Source organism: Massilia sp. LjRoot122 (assembly GCF_964252725.1).
In the GTDB taxonomy this organism is placed as follows: Bacteria; Pseudomonadota; Gammaproteobacteria; order Burkholderiales; family Burkholderiaceae_D; genus Telluria.
Genome location: NZ_CAXUPB020000001.1, coordinates 3,126,655 through 3,145,665, shown reverse-complemented (window position 1 = coordinate 3,145,665; position 19,011 = coordinate 3,126,655). Strand labels below are relative to the sequence as shown.

Genomic DNA, 19,011 nt, shown 5'->3' with positions numbered 1-19,011 from the left:
GAAGGCCTACTGTTCGTCCGCACGCAGCTTGGCGTAGATGCGCGCCTGCTCGGCCGGCAGAGATGCCGCCAGTTCTTTGCTGCCGTCCAGGCCCGCATCATCCAGAACCTGCAGCTTGGCAAGTCGATCTCCCTGGTGCAGGGCCTGCGCCAGCGGCGTGGCCTCGTCCTGTCCGGCGTGCAGGATCGCCTGGCCCACCGCTGGCGGCAGCTCCCACAGCAACGCGATCCGTGCCGACAGGGTGCGCGCGCTGTCCAGCAAGGCGTGGGCAAAGGCATCGGACTGCGGCAGCGGCGCCGTCCCCGCCACTTGGTCGATCAGGCGGAAGGCGACGATCAATCCGACATTCTGCATCAGTCCCGCGAGGTAGGCCTCGAAGGGATCGGCGCCGAGGGCGGGCGCCGCCATCGCGGCCGCGAGGGCGCACTTCTCGGACTGGCTCCACAGCTGGGGCGCGGCCTGGCGCGCCAGCCGTCCGGCCTGGGCGCCGATCACCGGGCGGAAGGCGACCCGCGCCAGCAGCATCCGCAGGCCGTTCTGGCCCAGCAGCATGAGTGCGCCTTCGATGTTGACGATCCTGGACGCGGGGCGGTAATACGGGCTGTTCACTTCGCGGATGACTTCGGCGACCAGGGTCACGTCCTGCGCCACCTGGCGCGCCAGTTCGGCCCCCGGCAGGGTTTCATCGCGCAGGCTGCGCAGGAGTTGCGGAATGACGGCGGGCACACGCGGCACCAACTCGGCCGCTGCTTCCGGCTGGCGCGCGAGGCGCCCCAGTTCATTGAGGATCAATTGTTCCGGCGCATCTCCCAGGTGCGCGCTGCCGCCCGCCAGCCAGCGATAAAAAGCCAGGTCGAGGTCGAGGTCTGGTGGCGGATTTACAACGCCGGAGGGCGCTGGAGCGAACTGTGCCGGAGATTCTTGGGTGTCTGGACGGGACGGTCCGCCGAACAGGCGTGCGAGCCAATTCTTCATATCGGGAAGATGCAGTGCGGCCCGTAGGGACGAGCGACAGCCCGGCCGAGCGGCCTCACGAGGGCCGCAGCCAGGCTGCGGGGCCGGGAACTTTCGGCCGGAAGACTGCGGACAGGCGCGGGAGAGCGCGCGCCAGCCCGGTGCTTGCCGCTCAGCGGCCGGTACCCGAGGTCGGCGGGTTGGTGACCGGCGGCGTCGTGGTGGTCGGCGTCGCCGAGGTGCCGGTGCCGGTGCCGGTATCGTTGGTGGTGCCGGTATTGGTACCGCTCTGGCCTGACGGGCTGCTGGTGCCGGTGGCACCGGTGCCCATCGACGAGCCTGAAGTGGTGTCCGAATCCATGCCGGTCGTTTTGCAGGCGGTCAATGCCAAGGCCATGATGCCGCCCAGCAGGGCGGTTTGCATCTTGTTCATCGTGTTCTCCTCAATGTGGATGGGTCAGATCATCATGCGAGGTGCGTAGTGCGCGTGAAATAGGAACAGAGCGTCAGTCGCTGTAGGACCGAACGTACGTATTGTGCGGCATACCCCCGGACTCAGCGGCCGGTAGGCGGCGTGCTCGTGTTCGACACGCCGGTGCCGGCCTGGCCGGCCGAGGACGGGACGCCGCTGCCGGTGCTGCTGTCGCGCACGACGCCGTTATTGCTGCCGCCCATGCCGGTGGCGGTGGTCGCGCCCGGCGAGGTCGAGCCGGAGGTGGTGGAATCGGTCGCGGTGTCGGTGGTGCTGCAGGCGGCCAACGACAGGGCCAGCATGCCGCCCAGCAGTGCGCTGTGGAATGCTTTCATGGGACTCTCCTACGGTGGATGGGTCCGCCAATCATGCGAGGAGCCTGCCGCAGGTGAAATAGGAGCAGGGCGGCAGATGATGTAGGACCGGCCGCACAAACTGATCAGCTCAGCTCAGGCCGCCATTTGCTCGTGGGCGGCCAGCCAGGCGAGCAGCGCGTCGGACGGCAGCGGGCGGCTGTAGAAGTAGCCCTGGCCCTTGGCGCAGCACTGGGCGCGCACGACGTCCGCCTGGGACTGGGTCTCGATGCCTTCGGCCACGGTCTTCATGCCCAGGCTCTGCGCCACCTTCACCGTCGCTTCGATCAGCACGCGGTGGTGGTGGCTGGTGTCGGCCTGGCTCACGAAGGAGCGGTCGATCTTGACCGTGTCCACCGGCAGCAGGTGCAGGCTCGACAACGACGAATAGCCGGTACCGAAATCGTCGAGCGCCAGCTGGATGCCGAGCGCCTTCAGTTCATGCAGGCGCTGCTGGATTGCCTGGTCCTGGGCCGCCAGGCTCTCGGTGACTTCGAGCTGGAGCTGCTCGGGCGGCATGCCGGTGACCTGCAGGACGCGGCGCACGCTGTCGATCCAGCCCGGCTGGCCGAGCTGGGCGCGCGACAGGTTCACCGCGATCAGGCGCGGCGCCGCCTCGCCCAGGCGAGCGCGCCAGTCCATGAAGTCGCGGCAGGAGCGTTCGAGCACGAAGTCGCCCACCGCGCCGATCAGGCCGCACTCTTCGGCGACGGCGATGAACTCGATCGGCGGAACGATGCCGCGCACCGGATGGCGCCAGCGCACCAGGGCCTCGACGCCGGCCGCATGGTCGGTGCCGCCGTCCGCCAGCAGGCCGACCACCGGCTGGTAGACCACGAACAGCTGTTCTTCCGCCAGGGCCTGGCGCAGTTCGGCCTCGATGCCGGCGCGGCGTGCCGCACGTTCGCGCATGGAGGCTTCGAACACCAGGTGGCGCGCACCGCCGGCGCGCTTGGCCTCGACCATCGCGATGCCGGCATCGCGCAGGATTTCGTCGGCATCGCGCGCGCCGCCCTGGGCACCGTCGGCGCCCCAGGCCAGGCCCAGGCTGGTGCCGCACACGACTTCCTGGCCCTGCACGCGGTAGGGACGGGCCAACGCATCGAGGATGCGGCCGGCGACGCGCTCGGCGTCCTCGCGCGAGCGCATCCCGTCCAGCAGGACGACGAATTCGTCGCCGCCCACGCGTGCCGCCAGTTGGCCGGAACCGCTGGAAGCATCGATATGGTCGCTCGGCGGACGCAGCGCGCCGCGGATGCGGTCGGCGATCTGCACCAGCAGTTCGTCGCCGGCGGCCTGGCCGAGGGTATCGTTGATGCGGCGGAAGCGGTCGCAGTTCATGAACAGCACGGCAAACTCACCACTGGCGAGCGGCCGGGCGACCAGGTGCTGCAAATGCTCGCGCACGGCTTCGCGGTTCGGCATGCGCGTCAGCGCGTCGGTGCGCGCGGCATTGCGCAGGCGCCGCAACAGGGTTTCCTGCTCGCGCTGGACTTCCTGGGTGGCGTCGGTGACCACCGCCATCAGGCGTTCGCTGTCGAGCTTCATCAGGCTGATCGCCAGCACCTGCGGGCTGCCGGGCGCGGTCAGTTCGGGCGGCAGCGTCGCACGCAGGCCTTCGCAGATCACACCCGAGGCTTCGCGGAACTCGCCCGCCAGCTGCGGCAGCTGCGGCGCGATCGGCGCCAGTACCGCGTACAGGTTGTCGAGGCCGGTGTTGCGGGCGATCGGCATCAAGAGGTTCGAGGCCATCGGGTTGAGCATGTCGACCGTGCCGTCGGACGTGATCTGGGCCAGGCCGATCGGCGCGCGGTACAGGAACTGTACCAGGGCTTCGTAGGCGTCGCTCGGGTCAGGCAGCATGGGGCTCACCTTCGGCATCGCCATCTTGTTCCGGCTGGTGGACGGGACTGGCCCCCAGTTCCGGGCGCCAGCGTTCGACGCGGTTGCGGCCGGCCCGCTTGGCGGCATACAAGGCCTGGTCGGCGCGCTTGAGCAGCAGGTCGATGCCGCCGTCGCCGTCGTCCAGGCTGGCGACGCCGGCGCTCACGGTGTAGCGGATGCGCGCGCCGTCGAAGTGCACGACCTGGGCCGCCACCGCCGCGCGCAGGCGCTCGGCCACCACGGCCGCGCGCGGCAGGTCGGTGGACGGCAGCAGCACCGCGAACTCCTCGCCGCCGATGCGCGCCACCACGTCCACCTCGCGGAAGGTCTCGGCCAGGATCGCGGCAAGCTGCTGCAGCACCGCGTCGCCGCCCGGGTGGCCGTGGCGGTCGTTGATGGCCTTGAAGTGGTCGGCGTCGAGCGCGATCACGGCGGTCGGCCGCGGGACCGCCGTGCTGCGTGTAAGTTCCTGTTCGGCCGCCTCGAAGAAGGCACGGCGGTTCGCCAGGCCGGTCAGGTAGTCGCCGAAGGTTTCGCGGCGGCGCCGCTCGCTGGCTTCGCGCTTGTCGGTGATGTCGCGCAGGATCAGGCAGTAGGCCGCGCCGTCCGGCTCGGCGCCGCCCGGCGGCTCGCGCTCCGGTAAGGGTGCGATCAGGGCGCTGCCCCAGAAGCCGCTGCCGTCGGCGCGCACGCGCCGGCCTTCGTCCAGGCTCCAGCCGTCGCGCTCGGCGTCGCGCAGGCGGTCGAGCAGGTGCTCTTGCGTCATGGCGTCGGGCGGATAGAAGATGGAATAGGGGCGGCCCACCGCCTCCTCGCCGAAACCGGTGACGCGGCCGATGCTCGGATTCCATTCGGTGATGGCGCCCTGTGCGTCGAGGCCGGCCAGGGCGTAGTCGGTGATGCCGGTCAGGATGGCGTTGAGCCAGGCGTCGTTCTGGCGTAGCTGGCGATCGCGGCGCACCTGCTGGGTGACGTCGTCGATCACGGCCATCAGGCGCGAAGCGTCCAGCTTGAGCAGGGTGAGCGCCAGGATCTGCGGGACCTTCTTGCCGGCGCCGCCGGCGTTCAGGTGCAGGTGCAGGCCGTCGCAGATCTTGCCGGACGGCGGGGCGTAATCGGCGCACAGGTGGCGCAGCTCGGGGGCGACGCCTTCGAGGGCCGTGAACAGGTTGTCGAGGCCGCCGTCGCGCGACAGCGGCATCAGGAGCTGGGCCGAGATCGGGTTCATCATGACGATACCGCCGTCGATGTCGGCCTGCACCAGGCCCACCGGCGCCAGGTACAGGAACTGGATCAGCGCCTCATGCTCGGCGCGCAGCTGTTCGTGCAGTTCAGTGGTGTCCACCTGGTCGCCTGCTCTGTGCTCAGCGCGGCTGGCGCTGGACCAGCACGTAGCGGTTGGCGCTGGCCGGACTGGCCAGCAGGCGCAGGGCCACTTTGACCGGGCGCATGCGGAGGGTCAGGACGTAGTCGATGGTGTCGTCCAGCGCGCTGCCGCCGTCCATCGCGTCTTCGAAGCGCTGGGCGACCATGAAGTTGTTCAGGCAGGGCGCCACGTTGGTGAACAGCGGCTGTCCGATCACGCGCTGCGGCGACAGGCCGGCCGCCTGCGATTCGAAAGCGTTGTAGCGCTGCACCTTGGTGTCGGCATCGAAGCCGATCACGCCGAAGTCGAGCTGGTCGAGCTGTTCCGGCGAGCAGTTGTCGAGCTGTGAGACCAGGTCGGCGGTCGAAAACGACAGGGTAGGTGCATTCATGGCGTAATTTTCCGGGCGAGCGCGTCCGTTGATTTGAGGAAATTGATGTTGACATGCCGTCAGTGTCCTTGTCAATTGTGTGTGGCCACTCTTTGACAGTTGGCGTTGTCAAACATCACTTTTGAGCTCAGCCGCTGCCGACTTGACAGCACGGGGCGGCGTCGGCACCATCGGCGACTCCCGACGCGATGCCCCGACATGACCATATTGACACCCCTTGATGCGCGCTGGTGGACGCACCGGCCGACCCTGCTGCGCGTCCTGTCCGACCTGCTGGCCGGCGAACTGGCCCTGATGCGGCCGGGTATCCTGCGTCGTCCGCTGCCGTGGCCGCCGGAGCTGGACCTGAAGGCCGAGCTCGGCGCCGATTCACTCGAACTCCTCGGGCTGGCGACCGCGATGGAACAGGTGCTCGGGATCGGCTGCATCGGCGAGGAGCGGGTGCTGGCCTTTCCGCGGCTGGACGCCTGGGTCGAGGCCGCGGCCGCCGGGCTGGACAAGGGCACCGATTCGCTCAGTTTCCGCACTTCCGGCAGTTCCGGCGCGCCGAAGACCTGTACCCATACCCTGGCCGACCTGTGGCAGGAGAGCGCTGCGCTGGCGGCGCTGTTTTCCGGCACCCGGCGCATCGTCGGCCTGGTGCCCTCGCACCACATCTACGGCTTCCTGTTCACGGTCCTGCTGCCGCGCGCGCTCGGACTGGGCCCGGAGGCGGTCGTCGACCTGCGCGGCGCCTCGCCCGGTACCGTGGCGCGGCAACTGGCGCCGGGCGACCTGGTGGTCGGCTTCCCCGATTTCTGGCGCGCCGTCACGCCTGTGGCCGGTGCGCTGGCCGAGGGCGTGACCGGCGTGAGCTCGACGGCGCCATGCCCTGACGAGGTGGCGCGCGCAGTCGCCGCAAGCGGCGTGGCGCGCCTGGTGCAGGTCTACGGCAGCTCGGAGACGGCCGGTGTCGGCTGGCGCGACAGCCCGGACGAGGATTACCGGCTGTTTCCGTACTGGCAAAGGGACGACGATCCCGCGCTCTTGCGCCGGGTGCAGCCGGACGGCAGCCAGGCCGTGTATCCGCTTCAGGACCGTCTATCCTGGAGCGCAGCAGGCCGCTTCCGTCCCGTCGGCCGGGTCGACCACGCCGTGCAGGTAGGGGGCATCAACGTCTTTCCCAACTACGTGGCCGACGTGCTGCGCATGCACCCGATGGTCGGCGAAGTGACGGTACGCCCCATGCGACCGGACGAAGGCCATCGCCTGAAAGCCTTCGTGGTGCCGCGCGGGGGCAAGGATACGGCCGATTTGCGCGCCGAGCTGACGGCGTGGATCGGCGAGCGCCTGTCCACGCCGGAACGTCCCGCAGCCTGGTCGTTTGGCGCCGCGTTGCCACGTCAGGCCAACGGCAAGCTGGCCGACTGGATCATCGAGGCGTGGGACTGAGCCTGCTCAGCGTTCAATGAACATCTCGAAGCCGCCCCAGAACATGCGCTTGCCGTCGAAGGGCAGGCCGCCGGGCGACATCATGGGCGCCAGGCGCGGGTCTTTCATTACCTTCTCGTTGACCTCGTCGCGCTTCGCGCGCGATTCGTAGATGATCCAGGCGAATACCACGGTCTCGTCATCTTGAAGGTTGACGCTTTGCGGAAACGAGGTCAGTTGGCCCGGCTTGACGTCGTCGGCGATGCATTCGCGGTACTCGAGCGCGCCGTGTTCGCGCCACACCGTGGCCGACAGGTTCGCGAGCTCGCGGTAGCGTTCGATATTTGCCTTGGGAAGGGGAAGGACGAAACCGTCGACGTAGGCCATGCTGTTCTCCTCAGGATGAATGAATTCGGACCCTCCGCTAACAGACCTGGAGCCGGCCCGCCTTGTTCCCGCACTGGACAGGAAAACGTCAGCATAGCATTAGAAAATCGTGGATGGGGGTGGCGGCGGTGGCGGTGGCGCGGGAGTCGCCGGTGGGGGCAGGGGCGGCTCGCCCGTAACCGGATCCAGCTCGACCGGCGGGTTGTCGAGCCCCGGATCGATGTCGATGGCGCGCAGGTCGGGCCTTTCCATGAACTCCTCGAGCACCCAGTCGTCGTCTTCGCGCACCACGCCCTCCGGCTCCAGCTGCTCTTCCTGCGGCGGCACTTTCGCCAGGGCCACGCGCATGTAGTCGATCCAGATCGGCAGCGCCAGCGTGGCGCCGAATTCGCGGCCGCCGAGGGAGCGCGGTTCGTCATAGCCCATCCAGGCCACCGCCACCACCTTGCCGCCGTAGCCGGCGAACCAGCCGTCGATGGCGTCGCTGGTGGTGCCGGTCTTGCCGGCGATGTCGCTGCGTCCCAGCTGCTTCACGGCGGCCGCGCCGGTGCCGTAGCGGGTCACGTCGCGCAGCATGCTGTTGGCGATGAAGGCGGCGCGTGGGTCCAGCACGCGGTCGGCATCCTGGGGTGCGGCCGGCTTGTTCTCCTGCAGGATGGTCCCGTTGCCGTCGCGGATCTGGGCGATCAGGTAGGGCTTGACCCGGTAGCCGCCATTGGCGAACACCGCATACGCGCCAGCCATCTGCAGCGGCGTCACCGCGCCGGTGCCCAGCGCCAGGGTCAGGTTCTGCGGATGGCGCGCGAGGTCGAAGCCGAAGCGGCCCAGGTAATCATGGGTGTAGTCGGTGCCGAGCGCGCGCTGCAGGCGCACCGTGGGGACGTTCTTGGAATGCGCCAGCGAGTAGCGCATCGTGATCGGGCCGTCGAACACGCCGTCGTCGTTCTGGGGCGTCCAGGTCTCGCCCGCGTTCTCGCCCGGCATCTCGAGCGGCTCGTCGAGGATGCGGGTGCCCGGCGAATAACCCTTGTCGAGCGCCGCCGCGTACACGAAGGGCTTGATCGCGGAACCGGGCTGGCGCCAGGCCTGGGTCACGTGGTTGAACTTCTGCAGCTTGAAGTCGAAGCCGCCCACCAGCGCGTGGTAGGCGCCGGTCTCGGCGTCGATGGCGACGAAGGCGGCCGCCACCTGCGGCACCTGGGAGATCGCCCAGCTTTGCTTGTCCTTGTCCTTGCGCTGGCTGATGCGCACCACTGCACCCGGCGCGATGCGCAGCGCTTCCTTCGCGTTGGCGGCGAGGCCGCGCGCGGCGAACTTGAGGCCCGCGCCGTCGATCGTGATCTCGTCACCGTTCAAGGTCTCGACCCTTACCTGCTGCGGCGAGGCCGCAATGACCATGGCCGGCAGCAGACCATCGCTCGGGGTGCGCTTCTGCAGCGCCTCGATGATCGCTTCCTCGCGCTCGACCGGGTCTTGCGGCAGTTCGATGCGCGCCTCCGGGCCGCGATAGCCATGGCGCTGGTCGTAATCGAGCACGTTGCGGCGCACCGATTCGTAGGCCGCATCCTGCTCCGCCTTGAGGATGGTGGTGGTGACCACGATGCCGCGCTCGTAGGCTTCTTCGCCGAACTGGGCGAAGACGGCCTGGCGCGCCAGCTCGGCCACGTAGTCGGCCTTGGTATCGAAGACCTGGCCGCCGCGCTTGAGGCGCAGGGGTTCGTCCAGGGCCTGGCGGTATTCGGCTTCGGTGATCTGGCCAAGTTCGTATAGCCGCTTGAGCACCGTGTGCTGGCGCTGCTGCGCGCGTTTCGGATTGGCGATCGGGTTGTGGCGCGACGGGTTCTGCGGCAGGCCGGCCAGCATCGCGGTCTCGGCCAGCGTGAGTTCGTCGAGCGACTTGCCGAAGTAGCTTCGCGCGGCGCTCGAGAAGCCGTAGGAGCGGTTACCGAGGAACATCTGGTTCATGTACAGCTCGAGGATCTGGTCCTTGGTGAGCGCATCCTCGATGCGGTAGGCCAGCGCCACCTCGGTGATCTTGCGCGACAAGACCTTTTCCTTGGACAGGAAGAAGTTACGCGCCACCTGCATGGTGATGGTCGAGGCGCCGCCGGACCCGAAGCCTTCGCGCAGGTTGGTGAAGACCGCGCGCGCCGCGCCGCGCCAATCGATGCCCTTGTGCTGGTAGAAGTGCGCGTCCTCGATGGCAAGCAGGGCCTGTTTCATCCGGGTGGGGATCTTGTCGATGGTGACGAAGTCGCGCCGCTCGACGCCGAATTCGCCGATCAGGTGATTGTCGGCGGTGTAGACGCGCAGCGGGATCTTGGGCTGGTAGTCCAGCACCGCGTCGATCTTGGGCACGTTCGGCAGGATCACCGTCATGGCGTAGACCGCGATGCCGGCCGCCAGCCCGACCAGCAGGGCGAGCGTGAAGAACAGGAACATGCGCAGGCGCCGGGGGCGCTTGGCGGGCTTGGTGGCAGGCTTGGTCACTACGCTACTCTCGAAAGATGGCTGTATGTACGGCTGGTACGGCCCATTGTATCCCTTCGCATTCTAACCGTTCAAACCGCTTTCATTCCATTTGGGCATATGCGATAGTCACGCCTTCAGCTCTACCAGAGTATGTATTCCAGAGGACCATCCATGCCTTACGATTCGAATCCGGCCGGCTTCAAGCCCTATATCCCGGCCAGCGCCAGGCTGCCCGAAATGACCCTGCGCGCCCTCATCATGGGCACGGTGCTGGGCATGATTTTCGGCGCCTCTTCGTTGTACCTGGTGCTGAAGGTCGGCCTGACGGTCAGCGCCTCGATCCCGGTGGCGGTCATCGCCATCACCCTGTTCCACACCGCGAAGAAGTTCGGCGCGCGCGAATCGACCATCCTCGAGAACAGCATCACCCAGACCGCCGGCTCGGCGGGCGAATCGCTCGCCTTCGGGCTGGGCGTGACCATGCCGGCCATCATGATCCTCGGCTTCGACCTGGAGCTCTCGCGCGTGATGCTGGTGGGCGTGCTGGGCGGCCTGCTGGGCATCCTGATGATGATCCCGATGCGCCGCACCATGATCGTCGACGCCCACCGCGAACTGAAGTACCCGGAAGGCACGGCCTGCGCCGAGGTGCTCAAGGCCGCGGCCACCGAGACCTCGCGCGCCGCCGCCGGCGAGGAGCGCATCGAAGGTTCGGACGCGGCGCGCGACGCCAAGCGCCGCGCCATGCTGATCTTCGGCGGCTTCGGCATCGGCCTGCTGTACAAGACCCTGAGCGTGTCCTTCAAGGGGTGGCGCGACTACGTCAACTTCGAATTCGGCAATCCGCTCAGGGGCGGTTCGGCCGGCGCCGAAGTCTCGCCGGAACTGCTCGGCGTCGGCTACATCATCGGCCCGCGCATCGCCTTCACCATGGCGGCGGGCGGGGTGCTGTCCTACCTGCTGCTGATCCCGATGATCAAGTTCTTCGGCGAGCTGCTGACGGTGCCGCTGGCGCCGGCGACCACCCTGATTAAGGACATGGGCCCGGACGACGTGCGCAACGCCTACGTGCTCTACATCGGTGCTGGCGCGGTTGCCGCCGGCGGCCTGATCGCGCTGGCGCGCTCGATGCCGGCCATCTGGAACGGCTTGCGGGGCGGCCTGGCGGGCATGAGCAAACAAGGCGCCGTTGGCGGCAAGGCGGACGGAGAAACCCTGCGCACCGAGCGCGACATCCCCCTGAAATGGGTGCTGATCGGCTGCCTGGCCATCATCGCCATCATCACGGTGGCGACCCCGCTGCACATGAACCTGCTGGGCGCACTGTTGATCCTGGTGTTCGGCTTCCTGTTCGCGACCGTGTCCTCGCGCCTGACCGGCGAAGTCGGCTCGTCCTCGAACCCGATCTCGGGCATGGCGGTCGCCACGCTACTGTTCACCTGCCTGATCTTCCTGCTGATGGGCTGGACTGGCGGCCAGTACTACGTCACCGCGTTGTCGGTCGGCGCCATCGTCTGCATCGCCGCCAGCAATGCCGGCACCACCTCGCAAGACCTGAAGACCGGCTTCCTGGTCGGTTCGACCCCGCGCATGCAGCAGTACGCGATCCTGTGCGGCGCCTTCGCGTCGGCCCTGATCCTCGGCCCGATCCTGCTCAAGCTGAATGACGCCGGCACCGTGTACGTGCCGGCGGCCCAGGTGGCGCCAGGTATCACGGTCGACGCCTCGAAGCTCACCGAGACCGCCCGCCTGCAGGGCCCGCAGGCGGCCGATGATGGCAAGACCTACAAGGTCTGGCAGAAGACGGATACCGCCGGCGGACCGGCCGGCAAATACCTGGTGGCGGACGACGGCAGGCTGGCCTACCTGGTCGATCCGGGCATCAACGGCACCCACAAGACCCGTCCGGACGGCACCGAGGTGAAGAAGTACGATGCGCCGAAGGCTGTCCTGATGTCCTACATCATCAAGGGCATCCTCGACCAGGAACTGCCCTGGACCCTGGTGCTGTTCGGCGTGATGATCTCGGTGGTGCTCGAGATGGCGGGGGTGCATGCACTGGCCTTCTCGGTGGGCGTCTACCTGCCCCTGATCTCGACGCTGCCGATCGCGGTGGGCGGCATGGTGCGCTGGCTGGCCGACCGCCGCAACAACAAGCTGCCGCAGAATGCCGCCATGAACGCGGAAGAGCGCCAGGCCGCGGGCGACCGCAGCTCGGGCACGCTGCTGGCGTCGGGCTACATCGCGGGCGGTGCGCTGGCCGGCATCATCATCGCCATCACCGCCGGCGTGCTGACCGATTTCGACAGCACCATGGCGAAGTGGGCGGAGGCCTCGAATCCCTTCTTCGCCGGTCCGAATGCGAACCTGCTGACCTTGATACCCTACGGCCTGATCATCGCCCTGCTGTACTGGGTGGCGCGGGAAAAAGCGAAGAAGTAAACGACAAAGGCCCGGATCGCTCCGGGCCTCTTTTTTTTATGGCCGCAAGCTCAAACGAAGGCCAGGTCGTGTTGCCGGATCACGTCATCCAGCCAGTCGCCGGTATGGCCGAAACGGTAGCCAAGCGCCTTGGCACGCGAGGTGTCGAGCGCCAGAGGCGTGGCGAAATCGAAGGGCGACAGGATGCCCGGTGCGTCGGCAGCCAGGTTCAGGCTGCGTGGGGTCTCGTCGAGGACCTCGGCCACGCGCGCATGCAGGTCGAAGGCCGACAGGGCCCCATCCGAGGCCGCGTTGACCGGGCCGCGGAAATCCTGCATGCCGGTCCACAGCAGGAAGTCGGCCGCTTCCTGGGCTTCCATGAACGAGACCTTGGCCGCCGCGTTGGTGTAGCGCAGGGTGCCGCGCAGGCGCACCAGGTCGACGTAGTGGGCCAGGCGGCCGGTGAAATCTTCCGGGCCGCCCAGCACGTGGGCCAGGCGCACGGTCGCCAGCGGCAGGCTTCCGTCGCGCTCCAGGTAGGCCTCGGCCTGCAGCTTGCCGGCGACGTAGCTCTCGATGGCGCGCGCCGGGTCGTGCCAGGGATAGGCCGTATCGATGCGCTGGGCCAGCACCGGCAGGTCGGCCTCGCGCAAGGCGGTGTCGCGCGGCGCGAGTTCGCGGTAGGCGTCGATGGTCGATGTCATGACGTAGCGGCCGACCTTGCCGGCGAAGACGCGCACCGAGATGGCGGCATCCAGCGGCGAATAGCACATCTGGTCGAACACGACATCGTAGCTGCGGTCGCGGAAAGCATTGCGCATCGCGTGCTCGTTGCGGCGGTCGACGCGGATGCGGGAAATCCGCTCGCCGAAGGGATCGGGTGCGTAGCCCCGGGTGGCAACGGTCACGCGGTGGCCTGCGCGCAGCAGGCGCTGGACGAGGAGCTTGCCGAAATATCGGGTTCCGCCGATCACCAAACAATTCTTTTGCATGACTTTCCCTTGTAGGATCGAGTATATTTTCTGCAAAGCAGCAAAAACCATCAACCGAGAAAAAGTGCAGGCGTTGAATAAGAAAAACTTATGCAAGGAGGCGGTATGAAGCCCTTACGCAGCTTGTCGGGCCTGATCGACTTCGATTGCGCGGCGCGCTGGGGCAGTTTCAAGCTGGCTGCGCGCGAGCTGCACAAGACGCCGGCGGCGGTCAGCCTGCAGGTGAAACAGCTCGAAGAGAACGTCGGCTTTCCGCTGTTCGTGCGGCATCCGCGCCACATTTCGCTGACCGAGAAGGGCCAGGAGCTGGCGATCGCCACCGGACGCATGCTGGCCGACCTGCGCGCCAAGGTCGCTGCACTGCAGCGTGGCGACGAAGAAGCGGTGCTGCGGATCTCGACCACGCACTCGTTCGCGATCAAGTGGCTGGTGCCGCGCATGCACCGCTTCACCAAGCTCTACCCGGAACTCGACATCCGGATCGATTCCAACGACGCGCCGGTGGACCTGCAGGCCGACAGCACCGACGTGGCGGTGCGCTATGGCCCGGTGAGCGAAGGCGACCCGACGGTGCTGTTCCGCGAACGCCTGGTGCCGGTCTACAGCCCCGAACTGCTGGCGCCCGGCCAGGACGCCTTGAGCCTGGCCGACCTGCCGCAGCATAACCTGCTGGTGGTGCAGTCGCCGGAAGCCTGGCTGCAGCTGCTGAACGAGAACCGCGCGCTCAAGGGCAAGTACGATTTTTCGCGCGTGTACACGCACTGGGGCGTGCTGGTGCAGGCCGCCGTGGCCGGGCAGGGCGTGGCCCTGGTGCCCTACGGGATCGCCTTCGAGGACATCAAGTCGGGCGCGCTGCGCCAGATTCCCTGCCGCAGCGCGCGCTTCGAGAGCGGCTACCGCTTCCTGGTCAATCCGCACAAGGAGCACATGCTCAAGGTGCAGCGCTTCCGGGACTGGATGGTGGCCGAGATGCGCGAGATGGAATCGACGCTGGACCGGCGCTGAAACGCCAGTCCCAATGAAAAACGGCAGCCCGCGGGGCTGCCGTTTTTATTTGAAGCGGAAATCCGCTTACTTCACGCCGTGCATCAGTTTCTGGATGAGCGGAGCCAGCAGGAACAGCAGCACGCCGCCGACCAGCAGGATCCAGAAGCCCGAGGTATAGCCGTCCAGCGCCGAAGCCACCGACATGCCCGATTCGCCCGAGACGTGCGAAGCGAAGATGCCCGACAGGTTGTTGCCGATACCGGTCGACAGGAACCAGCCGCCCATGCCCAGGCCGACCAGGCGGGTCGGGGCCAGCTTGGTGACCATCGACAGGCCGATCGGCGACAGGCACAGCTCACCGATCGACTGGATCGTGTACACCGCCAGCAGGGTCCAGGCCGGGATGTGGCCGGTCGAGTCCAGCAGCTGCGACAGTGCGTACATCAGCAGGCCGAAGGCCAGGCCGTTGATGATGATGCCCAGGCCGAACTTGCGCGGGATCGACGGGTTCGCGTTGCGCTTGCCCAGCGCCACCCAGATGGCGGCGACGATCGGCGCGAACAGGATGATGGCAACCGAGTTCACCGACTGATAGTACGCGACCGGGATTTCCCAGCCGAAGAAGTTGCGGTTGACGATCTGGTCGGCCAGGAAGGTGAAGGAGCTGCCGGCCTGCTCGAAGAAGCACCAGAACAGGATGTTGAAGAAGAAGATGATCATCATCGCGATGGTCTTGTCGCGCGATACCTTGCCTTCGCGGACCCCTTCGACGATCAGCATCAGCGCCAGGATCACGAACATGATCGACAGGACGATCTGCAGGTTGGCGGCGCCGGCGCGCAGCAGGAAGTACACGACCGGGATCACGAGGAAGGAGCCGACGATCACACCGATCAGGCGCTTCGGGCTGGCGAGTTCGCCGACCGGGGCGCCGATGCCCTTGAGCTGCTTGCGGCCGACGTAGAACCACACCAGAGCGAACAGCATGCCGATGCCGGCGGCGAAGAACACCGCCTTGTAGGCCGGGATCGCGCCGTCGCTGAGGCGTTCGGCCAGCTCACCGGTCACGATCGGCGCGAAGAAGGCGCCGGCATTGATGCCCATGTAGAAGATGGTGAAGCCGGAATCGCGGCGGGTGTCCTCGATCGAGTACAGCTGGCCGACCATGGCCGAGATGTTCGGCTTGAACATGCCGTTGCCGACGATGATGGTGGCCAGGCCGAGCTTGAAGATGTCCGGGTCGGGCAGGGTGATCATGAACAGGCCGGCCGCCATGAAGACGGCGCCGACCAGGATCGAGCGCTGGTAGCCGATGACGCGGTCGGCCACGTAGCCGCCGAACACGGCGCCGGCGTAGACCAGCGCGAGGTAGGAACCGTAGGTCAGGTTGGCGTCGGCCTGGCCGACGGCGTCGCCGCCGTAGAACTGGGCGACGATGTAGAGCACCAGGGCCCAACGAATGCCGTAGAACGCGAAGCGTTCCCAGAATTCGGTCATGAAGAGCATCCACAGTGGCGCTGGATGGCCCATGATCTGCTTGAACTCCGGGATAGGTCCCTTGGCTGAAGTAGCTGCACCGCTCATGCGGTTCCTCCAATATGAATAACTGCGTTATATGAGTCGATCTTTTTTACCTGAAAAATCCGTGTCCCGGAAATTCCAATAGGCACGCATTTTAGTGTAAATCGGTCATCGCAAGCGAACTTTTTCTGGATGTGGTATTGACGCCCGCAGACGGTGCGCAACGCATCGTGGAATGCTCCCAATCGGGGCGCAAAATGTTGCACTTTGGCGTATATTGGCAATCAGGCCAAACCGTATTACAGAGTGAAAGGGAAAACAAAACCATGACCCATGACGTTGTCGATATCCTCATTTCTCCGGAAGGCCGCCTGGAAGTCCTGTCGAAAGCCGAAGTCACGAAACTGCTCGACACCAGCAAAGCCGGCTTGTACGACATCTTCCGCAAGTGCGCACTGGCCGTGCTCAATTGCGGCAGCTCGATCGACGATGGCAAGGAGCTGATGGAGCGCTACCGCAGCTTCGAGATCAGCATCCTGCAGCGCGAGCGCGGCATCAAGCTCGATATCCGCGGCGCGCCTGCAATTGCCTTCGTCGACGGCAAGATGATCCGCGGTATCCACGAGCACCTGTTCGCCGTGCTGCGCGATATCGTGTACGTGCATTTCGAAATCACCTCGAATCCCAAATTCGACCTCAACCGTCCGGACGGCATTACGGACGCGGTGTTCCACATCCTGCGCAACGCCAATGTGCTGCAGCCGCAGCGCAATCCGAACCTGGTGGTCTGCTGGGGCGGCCATTCGATCAACCGGATCGAATACAACTATACGAAGGAAGTCGGCTATGCCCTCGGCCTGCGCGAGCTGGATATCTGCACCGGCTGCGGCCCGGGGGCGATGAAAGGCCCGATGAAAGGCGCGGCAATCGGCCATTCCAAGCAGCGCATTTCCGGCGGACGCTATCTCGGTATTTCCGAACCGGGCATTATCGCGGCCGAATCGCCGAACCCGATCGTCAATGACCTGGTGATCATGCCGGACATCGAAAAACGCCTGGAAGCGTTTGTCCGTACCGGCCACGGCATCATCGTGTTCCCGGGCGGCGCCGGCACGGCCGAGGAGATCCTGTACATCCTCGGCATCCTGCTGCACCCGGAAAACGCCGAAACGCCTTTCCCGCTGATCTTCACGGGCCCGGCCACGGCGCGCGCCTATTTCGACCAGATCGACCAGTTCATCGGACTGACGCTGGGCGAGGCGGCGCAGAAGCGCTACAAGATCATCATCGACGATCCGGATGCGGTGGCCCGTGAAATGTATGCCGGCATCAAGGCGGTGCGCGAATTCCGCAAGGCGCACAGCGACGCGTATTACTTCAACTGGCGCCTCAAGATCGACCCGGAATTCCAGAAGCCCTTCCGCCCGACCCACGAGAACATGCGCAACCTGAAGCTGCACCGGGCCCAGGAATCGCACATGCTGGCGGCGAACCTGCGCCGGGCGTTTTCCGGGATCGTTGCGGGGAACGTGAAGGAGGAGGGCATCCGTGCGATCGAGCAGTACGGCAAGTACGAGATCCAGGGCGAGAGCGCGATCATGGAACCGATGGATGCGCTGCTGGCTTCCTTCGTGGAGCAGAGCCGCATGAAGTTGCCTGGTAAAGCTTACACGCCTTGCTATACCATCGTTCAGTAGGCGCTGTTAGTACTACTAGCTCAAAGACCGTCATTCCGGCGAAGGCCGGAATGACGGTCTTACTGTCAGGTGGAATAGTCAAGTATGCCGAGCGCGTACAAAAACCAAAAGGCGGCCGTGCGATAGCACGGCCGCCTTTTTATGCGAGCAAGAAAGCTCAGTCTTCCTTGCGCAGGTGCGGGAACAGCAGCACGTCGCGGATGTTCGGCGAGTCGGTGATCAGCATCATCAGGCGGTCGATGCCGATACCGCAGCCGCCGGCCGGCGGCATGCCGTATTCCAGCGCGCGGATGTAGTCGGCGTCGTAGAACATCGCTTCATCGTCGCCCGCATCTTTCGCTGCCACCTGCGACAGGAAGCGCGCGGCCTGGTCTTCCGGATCGTTCAGCTCCGAGAAGCCGTTGGCGATTTCGCGGCCCACCATGAACAGCTCGAAGCGCTCGGTGATGCCTTCGCGGGTGTCCGAGGCGCGTGCCAGCGGCGACACTTCGACCGGATAGTCGATGATGAAGGTCGGCTCCCACAGCAGGGCTTCGGCGGTCTCTTCGAACAGCGCCAGCTGCAGCGCGCCCAGGCCGGCGGTGGCGAAAGGCTTGACGCCGAACTTGAGCAGCTCCTGCTTCAGGAAGTCCATCGAGTTCAGCTGCTCCGGCGTGTAGCCCGGCGCGTACTTGTCGATCGCTTCGACGATGGTCAGGCGCTGGAAGGGCTTGGACAGGTCCAGCTCGCGGCCGCCGTAGGTCAGCACCGCGCTGCCGTGGGCGTCGATCGCGGCCTGGCGGATCACCTCTTCGGTGAAGTTCATGATCCACTTGTAGTCGGTGTAGGCCGCATAGAATTCCATCATCGTGAATTCCGGGTTGTGACGGACCGACACGCCTTCGTTGCGGAAGTTGCGGTTGACTTCGAACACGCGGTCGAAGCCCCCCACCACCAGGCGCTTCAGGTAGAGTTCCGGCGCGATGCGCAGGTACATTTCCATGTCGAGCGCGTTGTGGTGGGTGACGAAAGGCTTGGCCGCGGCGCCGCCCGGGATCGGGTGCAGCATCGGGGTCTCGACTTCCATGAAGCCGTTCTTTTCCATGAAGCGGCGCATCGACGACATCGCGGCGGTACGCGCCTTGAAGGTGCGGCGCGTCTCTTCGTTCATGATCAGGTCGACGTAGCGCTGGCGGTACTTGGTCTCCTGGTCGGCCAGGCCGTGGAATTTGTCCGGCAGCGGGCGCAGGGCCTTGGCGATCAGGCGCAGCTTGGTCACCTTCACGGTCAGCTCGTCGACCTTGGTCTTGAACAGCGTGCCTTCGATGCCCAGGATGTCGCCCAGGTCATACGTGCGCAGGGCGTCCATGGCTTCTTCGCCGGCGCTGTCGAGCGTGACGTAGATCTGGATGCGGCCGGAAGCGGCCGGGCCCGAGCTGTCCTGCAGGGTGGCGAAGGCCGCCTTCTTGCCGGCTTCGCGGCGCAGCATCATGCGGCCGGCCATCACCACGTTCACCGGCTCGGCTTCCAGCTCTTCGCGGGTCTTGCCGCTGTAGGTCTCGACCAGGTCGGCGGCCTTGTCCTGCGGGACGAAGTCGTTCGGGAAGGCGTTGCCGTGCTGGCGCAGCGCGGCCAGCTTGGCGCGGCGCTCGGCCATGATCTTGTTCTCGTCGAGCGCCACGACGGGCGACTGGTCTTGGTTTTCCGTAGTCATGATGGGATAGG

Annotated in this window: 15 protein-coding genes; 4 read left to right on the top strand and 11 right to left on the bottom strand. The window is 66.2% G+C overall.

Translation table 11 applies throughout. The features are described from left to right. Window positions 1–6: 6 nt before the first annotated feature. The 6 genes from ACSQ25_RS13665 to ACSQ25_RS13640 form a co-directional block, all read right to left on the bottom strand. On the bottom strand, window positions 7–975 hold the full coding sequence (locus ACSQ25_RS13665; protein ID WP_436106227.1) for an HDOD domain-containing protein: 969 nt from the start codon (window positions 973–975) through the stop codon (window positions 7–9). Window positions 976–1,126: 151 nt separating this feature from the next. Beyond that, entirely contained in the window at window positions 1,127–1,387 is a 261-nt protein-coding gene (locus tag ACSQ25_RS13660; protein ID WP_436106226.1) for a hypothetical protein, read from the bottom strand. Window positions 1,388–1,509: 122 nt separating this feature from the next. After that, a complete protein-coding gene (locus ACSQ25_RS13655; RefSeq protein WP_436106225.1) occupies window positions 1,510–1,761 on the bottom strand; it encodes a hypothetical protein in 252 nt (83 codons plus the stop codon). A gap of 114 nt (window positions 1,762–1,875) precedes the next feature. Next, window positions 1,876–3,642 (bottom strand): putative bifunctional diguanylate cyclase/phosphodiesterase, encoded by a 1,767-nt coding sequence (locus ACSQ25_RS13650; RefSeq protein WP_436106224.1) that lies wholly within the window; start codon window positions 3,640–3,642, stop codon window positions 1,876–1,878. Further along, a complete protein-coding gene (locus ACSQ25_RS13645; protein ID WP_436106223.1) occupies window positions 3,632–5,008 on the bottom strand; it encodes a diguanylate cyclase in 1,377 nt (458 codons plus the stop codon). The genes ACSQ25_RS13650 and ACSQ25_RS13645 overlap by 11 nt, the downstream gene beginning before the upstream one ends. A gap of 19 nt (window positions 5,009–5,027) precedes the next feature. Then, window positions 5,028–5,420 carry a PAS domain-containing protein gene (locus ACSQ25_RS13640; RefSeq protein ID WP_436106222.1) on the bottom strand — a complete coding sequence of 131 codons (393 nt, stop codon included), beginning with the start codon at window positions 5,418–5,420 and terminating at the stop codon, window positions 5,028–5,030. Between the two features lie 198 nt (window positions 5,421–5,618). On the opposite strand from ACSQ25_RS13640, the gene ACSQ25_RS13635 reads away from it, so the two are divergent. Further along, window positions 5,619–6,851: an AMP-binding enzyme gene (locus ACSQ25_RS13635; RefSeq protein WP_436106221.1), complete on the top strand. Its 1,233-nt coding sequence runs from the start codon at window positions 5,619–5,621 to the stop codon at window positions 6,849–6,851. A 6-nt stretch (window positions 6,852–6,857) separates the two neighbouring features. On the opposite strand, the gene ACSQ25_RS13630 is transcribed toward ACSQ25_RS13635, so the two are convergent. Together ACSQ25_RS13630 and ACSQ25_RS13625 are read right to left on the bottom strand one after the other, a co-directional pair. Further along, window positions 6,858–7,217 (bottom strand): DUF1428 domain-containing protein, encoded by a 360-nt coding sequence (locus ACSQ25_RS13630; RefSeq protein ID WP_436106220.1) that lies wholly within the window; start codon window positions 7,215–7,217, stop codon window positions 6,858–6,860. A gap of 99 nt (window positions 7,218–7,316) precedes the next feature. Further along, window positions 7,317–9,659, bottom strand: a complete 2,343-nt coding sequence (locus tag ACSQ25_RS13625; protein WP_436108077.1) for a penicillin-binding protein 1A — start codon at window positions 9,657–9,659, stop codon at window positions 7,317–7,319. A gap of 201 nt (window positions 9,660–9,860) precedes the next feature. On the opposite strand from ACSQ25_RS13625, the gene ACSQ25_RS13620 reads away from it, so the two are divergent. Beyond that, the gene (locus ACSQ25_RS13620) at window positions 9,861–12,131 is read left to right on the top strand and encodes an OPT family oligopeptide transporter (RefSeq protein WP_436106219.1); all 2,271 of its coding nucleotides are present in this window, start codon (window positions 9,861–9,863) and stop codon (window positions 12,129–12,131) included. A gap of 50 nt (window positions 12,132–12,181) precedes the next feature. Here ACSQ25_RS13620 and ACSQ25_RS13615 read toward each other — a convergent pair whose 3' ends face one another. Next, window positions 12,182–13,102: an NAD-dependent epimerase/dehydratase family protein gene (locus ACSQ25_RS13615; protein ID WP_436106218.1), complete on the bottom strand. Its 921-nt coding sequence runs from the start codon at window positions 13,100–13,102 to the stop codon at window positions 12,182–12,184. Window positions 13,103–13,207: 105 nt separating this feature from the next. On the opposite strand from ACSQ25_RS13615, the gene ACSQ25_RS13610 reads away from it, so the two are divergent. Further along, window positions 13,208–14,107: a LysR substrate-binding domain-containing protein gene (locus tag ACSQ25_RS13610; RefSeq protein WP_436106217.1), complete on the top strand. Its 900-nt coding sequence runs from the start codon at window positions 13,208–13,210 to the stop codon at window positions 14,105–14,107. A 66-nt stretch (window positions 14,108–14,173) separates the two neighbouring features. Here the strand turns inward: ACSQ25_RS13610 and ACSQ25_RS13605 are convergent, their stop codons facing one another. Then, window positions 14,174–15,673: a peptide MFS transporter gene (locus tag ACSQ25_RS13605; protein WP_436106216.1), complete on the bottom strand. Its 1,500-nt coding sequence runs from the start codon at window positions 15,671–15,673 to the stop codon at window positions 14,174–14,176. A gap of 263 nt (window positions 15,674–15,936) precedes the next feature. Here ACSQ25_RS13605 and ppnN point away from each other — a divergent pair, with 263 nt between their 5' ends. Continuing rightward, the gene (gene ppnN, locus ACSQ25_RS13600) at window positions 15,937–17,307 is read left to right on the top strand and encodes a nucleotide 5'-monophosphate nucleosidase PpnN (protein WP_436106215.1); all 1,371 of its coding nucleotides are present in this window, start codon (window positions 15,937–15,939) and stop codon (window positions 17,305–17,307) included. Between the two features lie 157 nt (window positions 17,308–17,464). Here the strand turns inward: ppnN and lysS are convergent, their stop codons facing one another. Continuing rightward, window positions 17,465–19,000 (bottom strand): lysine--tRNA ligase, encoded by a 1,536-nt coding sequence (gene lysS, locus ACSQ25_RS13595; RefSeq protein WP_436106214.1) that lies wholly within the window; start codon window positions 18,998–19,000, stop codon window positions 17,465–17,467. Window positions 19,001–19,011 lie beyond the last annotated feature (11 nt).